This is a genomic window from Terriglobus sp. YAF25 (assembly GCF_052113305.1).
Lineage (GTDB): Bacteria > Acidobacteriota > Terriglobia > Terriglobales > Acidobacteriaceae > Terriglobus.
Window position 1 is genome coordinate 1 of the sequence record NZ_JBFRCY010000364.1, and the last position, 4,571, is coordinate 4,571.

Sequence of the window (4,571 nt, forward strand, 5' to 3'; positions counted from 1 at the left end):
GGTTCACCATCTGTGTAAAACCATTGTTTGCACTGGCGAAGCCGGGGACATTCGTGTGACGGAAGAAGGGGGTCTGACCGTTGAAGTGGTCGCGGAAGTAATAGATGAACAGATTTCCGAAATGAGGGTTGAAGTCGACGCGAGCCGCTCCCTTATCATCTGCGTTCGTTGCGCTATAGGCCGTTGTGGCGAAGATAGTGCCACCCACATCGGTTGGTTGCGGAACAAACGCACTGAGCTTCTTGCCCACGGGATCCATGATCGCAGCCGGAATTTTGCCATTGGGGAAGACGCACTGTGTGGTCAACGTGCAGCCCGGAGTGTAGTAGCGCTCGCCTTGCGTAACTGTGTATCCGAGCCGATTGGAGAGCTGCTTCGCCCAAGCGGTCTGCCCGGCGCCGGAACCGCCCACCACTTTAGTGCCAAACAAAGAGGTAGTCGTTGAAAAATCTCCGCTGCGCTGCGCAACCGAAGCAACTGGATAGCTCGCGCCCGAACCGACAATCTGCCGCGTGCCTTCGTAGTCGATAAAGCCGAACGCTTTGTTTTTCAGGATCGGGCCGCCAAAGGTTCCGCCGAACTGATGACGCTTGAACTGGCCGCGGGTTTTAGAGAAGTAGTTCTTGGCATTGAAGTCCGTGTTTCTGGCGAATTCAAATGCGCTTCCGTGGAACTTGTTTGTACCGGATTTTGTTACAACGTTGATCTGGCCGCCGCTGTAGTTGCCGTACTCCGCGTTGTAGTTGTTGGTGATGATGCGGAACTCGGCGATCGAATCAAGATTCGGAACCATCGCAGCGGCCTGGTGCGCGCCTTCCTCGGCAAACGCACCGTTAATCAGGTAGGCGTTGGAACCCGTACGGCCACCATTTACGCTCTGGTTTCCATTGCTGAGACCACCCGAGATCGTCTTGCCCCCGATACCCGTACCGGTGTTGAACGCTGTGACGGTATACGGAGAGACCCCAGGCTGCAAGGCCAGCAGATCGATGAACGAGCGCCCGTTAAGTGGCACTGCCTGAATCTTTTCCGATTCGATCACTTCGCCCATCTGCGTGTTTTGAGTCTCGACCATGATCGAGTTGCTTTTTACGCTGACCGTATCGGTAACAGCAACGAGCTGAAACGTCACGTCCACGCGGACCGCCGAGTTGGCGTTGATCGTGATGCCAGTCTCCTGGAAGGCGCTATATCCAGGCTGTTTGATCTCGACGGTATATGTGCCGATATTCAGTGTCGGAAAGTTGTAAAAACCTTTTTCATCCGTCACGGCCGTGCTCTGGAGGCCGGTTGCGACGTTCGTTGCCAGGACGGTTACCTTCGCCACAGCCGCGCCACTCGGGTCAGTCACGATTCCTGAGATGGATCCTTTAATATCCGCACGAGCCGATATCATCCCGGAAAGTGCGAAAACGATAAAACACAGATTCAGAAGACATCTGATACGTCGGTACATATAACCTCCCTGAGAGTGGACGAAAGCGAATATTCCCAATTCGCGGACAAATACATTGCGGGATGCAGCTCTTTGGCTTCCGCTTTTAGATCATTTACTTTCGTTTGCTTTCGTTCGAATGATTCTCGGATGAGGCGATGACTCTGTCAAGCGGAAAATGAACGGTGCCTCTCCTAATCCGCTATCCTTTGGCTCAAAAGACTTTCTTTTGCGGGATTCGCCTGACGCAAACCGATAGGTCCGAATCTTTAAAGGGACGCCCACTGAATTTTGAAGGCAGGTTCGAACGGATTCGTAAGCGTATGGCGGATGCGGTGCCCGCAGATGCGCGCCGGCGCAGCAATCTCTTACCGAATCCGATCAGAAATTCAAAATTTGTAGTCAGAACGATCAGCGAGTGAGCCAGGCGCGGGCATGAGGATCGGTGGAGACGTCCGGACACAGATCCCAACGGACAGGGTGTACGACAAGATCACAAGATAATGGAACCTTGGGGGCATGGCGGTGTCCCCGTGCCTGATTTTCAGCGTGCGGAAATCGTCGGCTAGACTCTCGATGGAATGCATAGCGTAGTTTCCTCCGTGGACACCTTTGGTACAGCTCCCACAATCAGCAGCCAGAGCATGAAGAGCATCTCGACCAGTTGTACGGGACTAGCCCAGCGCGACACGGCATCGGCAACCTGCGGCTTCCTGGAAGTACTGCCTGAACGAGATCGGCTCCCTGTGGTTCCAATTCCCGTCTCGTTCAAATTCACGACTAAGAACAAGAAGAACGAACTGGTGCGCCCGGAAGGCAATTGGGATCATGTTGGCCAATGTGCTCAATGCACTGAAGGGGTCCCCGAAGGCGATATGGATGGGAGAGTTCCAGGATTCGAAGGCGATGTATACGATCTTTGCATCGACAAACGGCAATATTCGCCGTTGACTACGCGACGCGGCTGACTCCTCTTCCCCACCGAGAACCCGATCAATTGGTCGTCGGCTRATCTAAGATCTGAGGTTTCCATCCCCGCGCGGCGCGCAGCCCCAGTTGAGCCTGCAGGCACTTCGTTGTGAGTGAGTTACTGGCGAGATCTGAATTAACGCAAAAGCACAGAGAAGATAGTGAACCGTTTCCAGGGTCAAGGTTCAGCCGCCAGACCCGATAGTTCTACTACGCCGTCTGCTGAAGGTCGGTCTGCAGCAACTCCAGAGTCATCATCTTTTCCAAGATCTCCCTTGTCTCTTCAAAGCACCTTTGGAATGGAACGTCGTATTCCTTAAGCAAGATCGAGGCGAGATCATCGACGGTGACAGGCTCTTCAATCAACTCCCAGATGCGTTTCGCTACCGGGTTTAACTCAAGGTATTTGCCTCGCAGGGGATCCAACATGATGAGGGAGTCATGATACTCCGCGCTGATGGTGTGGTTCGCTCGTTGTACTTTTGTATTGCTGTACAAGATGGCTTGGCTCCTCAGCAGGGTGTTTGGGGAATTCTATATCAGCAGCCGGATTTCGTTAATATAAGACCACCACGGCGGGACAGCCCAGGGAGCTACAGTTGAGGCAAACGAGAACCCCGCAAGCGAGCCGTATTTTATCGGAGCGAGTCCATGTTGTTTTGTTATACGGCTTTTGACTTCGACATCCAATCGGACCTTGCTTTACCTGCTCAGCAATCCGCGGGAGTGCGTAAGCGGCCGATGCTGGCGATCCGGGAGGATAAGACACTCGGTGAAAGGCCTTGGACAGGATTCGATTTCCGGATGTCAAACTATCTCGAATTTTCCATCCTTAGTTCCGAGCGATGGTTGTTGCGCTGTTACGACGAAGCATCCGGACGCGAGGCTTTACTGGAGATTGATGCAGCGGGTTTCCTCCGTTGGTTTTGCCGTGGAGGATATCTCGAAGGGGATTTAAGCCGCCTGATTGTTTATCAAGGGTTGCCGGCGCTTGTACTCCTGCGCGGCTCCGCGGTGCTTCATGGAGCGATGTTTGAGCACAATGATGTCGGTTTTGCCATCGTTGGCGCGAGCGGCAGGGGTAAGTCGACGACCACTGCCGCTCTGCTGTGTGCAGGTGCAGGTCTGGTTGCGGAAGAGACGCTGGTGCTGCGCGAGTCTACAAAAGGAACTTGGTCTGTCCTGCCCGGTTTGCCCCATCTAGCCCTGAGCCGGTCTCTAGCCGCACGGATGGTAGAGCGAGAGATACTTCCGGAGTGGGAGAGGGAGCATGCAGGCGAGGAGAAGGTGCGCTGGCGTTGGCATACGGAACAGTCAGCTTCGCCACGGCCGCCTGCACCGATCCAAGCTCTTTTAGTGCTGGAACCTCGCGAGCCGCAGCAGCGCACATGGAGCGCAACCCGCCTCGCCATTCCCAATGCGATACACGCTGCCGGTCAGCACGGGTACTGGAGCGCACAACTTCCAGCGCAATATCGGGCGGTCTCGTACCGGGCTGCCCTGCAGATCGCAAGCTCGGTTCCGGTTTTCCGGCTAACATTGCCGGACGGGGTGGAGCGGCTCTTCGATCAGGCCCCCGCTCTACTACATTCGTTGGTCGAATTGACGCAGCCGGTAGAGGCCAGCCATGGTTAATGCCAATCCGAGCATTCTTTACCTGGAGGTGGTGGCAGCGTGCGATATGAGCTGCCCGATGTGCGTTACGCTTCCGTATCGTGAAGGCAGGCGCAGGCAATTGAGCAGAGAACAGATTCGCACGTTGCTTCTGGAGCCGGCGGTACGGCGTGGCATGACGTCGCTTGTACTGGGCGGGGGGGAACCCACCCTACGGCCCGATGTCCTCGACATCGTGCGCGATGCCGTGACATGCGGATTCGCGGTTCGCTTCGCCACGAACCTGCTGCACATCAAGCCGGCTATGCTTCAGGGCCTTATCGAGGTTCTGAATGGTGAGGAGCACTCCGTCGCTGTGTCCTACGACTCACTACAGACGTCAGCTTTCCAGATCATCCGCGGAGGCGACTTTCTGGCCGGAGTTGAAGCCAATTGTGCTCATCTGCTGCATCTGCGGCGAGAACTGAGATCGCGTGTGAAGACCCGCGCCACAATTGTGGTCCAGGAGGAGAACCTCAACTCGGTTCTTGCCACAATCGACCACGTGCTCAAC

General features: G+C 55.3%; 5 protein-coding genes. 3 read left to right on the forward strand and 2 right to left on the reverse strand.

Features of this window, described 5'->3' with window-relative positions; genetic code table 11:
* A partial coding sequence (locus AB4043_RS15630; RefSeq protein WP_442307463.1) for a carboxypeptidase regulatory-like domain-containing protein occupies window positions 1-1,351 on the reverse strand: 1,351 nt, incomplete at its 3' end.
* Window positions 1,352-2,263: 912 nt separating this feature from the next.
* On the opposite strand from AB4043_RS15630, the gene AB4043_RS15635 reads away from it, so the two are divergent.
* Window positions 2,264-2,386, forward strand: coding sequence for a hypothetical protein (locus tag AB4043_RS15635; protein WP_442307464.1), 123 nt, complete (start codon window positions 2,264-2,266; stop codon window positions 2,384-2,386).
* A 228-nt stretch (window positions 2,387-2,614) separates the two neighbouring features.
* Here AB4043_RS15635 and AB4043_RS15640 read toward each other — a convergent pair whose 3' ends face one another.
* Window positions 2,615-2,902, reverse strand: a complete 288-nt coding sequence (locus AB4043_RS15640; RefSeq protein WP_442298868.1) for a PqqD family protein — start codon at window positions 2,900-2,902, stop codon at window positions 2,615-2,617.
* A gap of 306 nt (window positions 2,903-3,208) precedes the next feature.
* Here AB4043_RS15640 and AB4043_RS15645 point away from each other — a divergent pair, with 306 nt between their 5' ends.
* Together AB4043_RS15645 and AB4043_RS15650 are read left to right on the forward strand one after the other, a co-directional pair.
* Entirely contained in the window at window positions 3,209-4,039 is an 831-nt protein-coding gene (locus AB4043_RS15645) for a hypothetical protein (RefSeq protein ID WP_442307465.1), read from the forward strand.
* On the forward strand, window positions 4,032-4,571 hold a 540-nt coding region (locus AB4043_RS15650; protein WP_442307466.1), incomplete at its 3' end, for a radical SAM protein. The genes AB4043_RS15645 and AB4043_RS15650, both read left to right, overlap by 8 nt.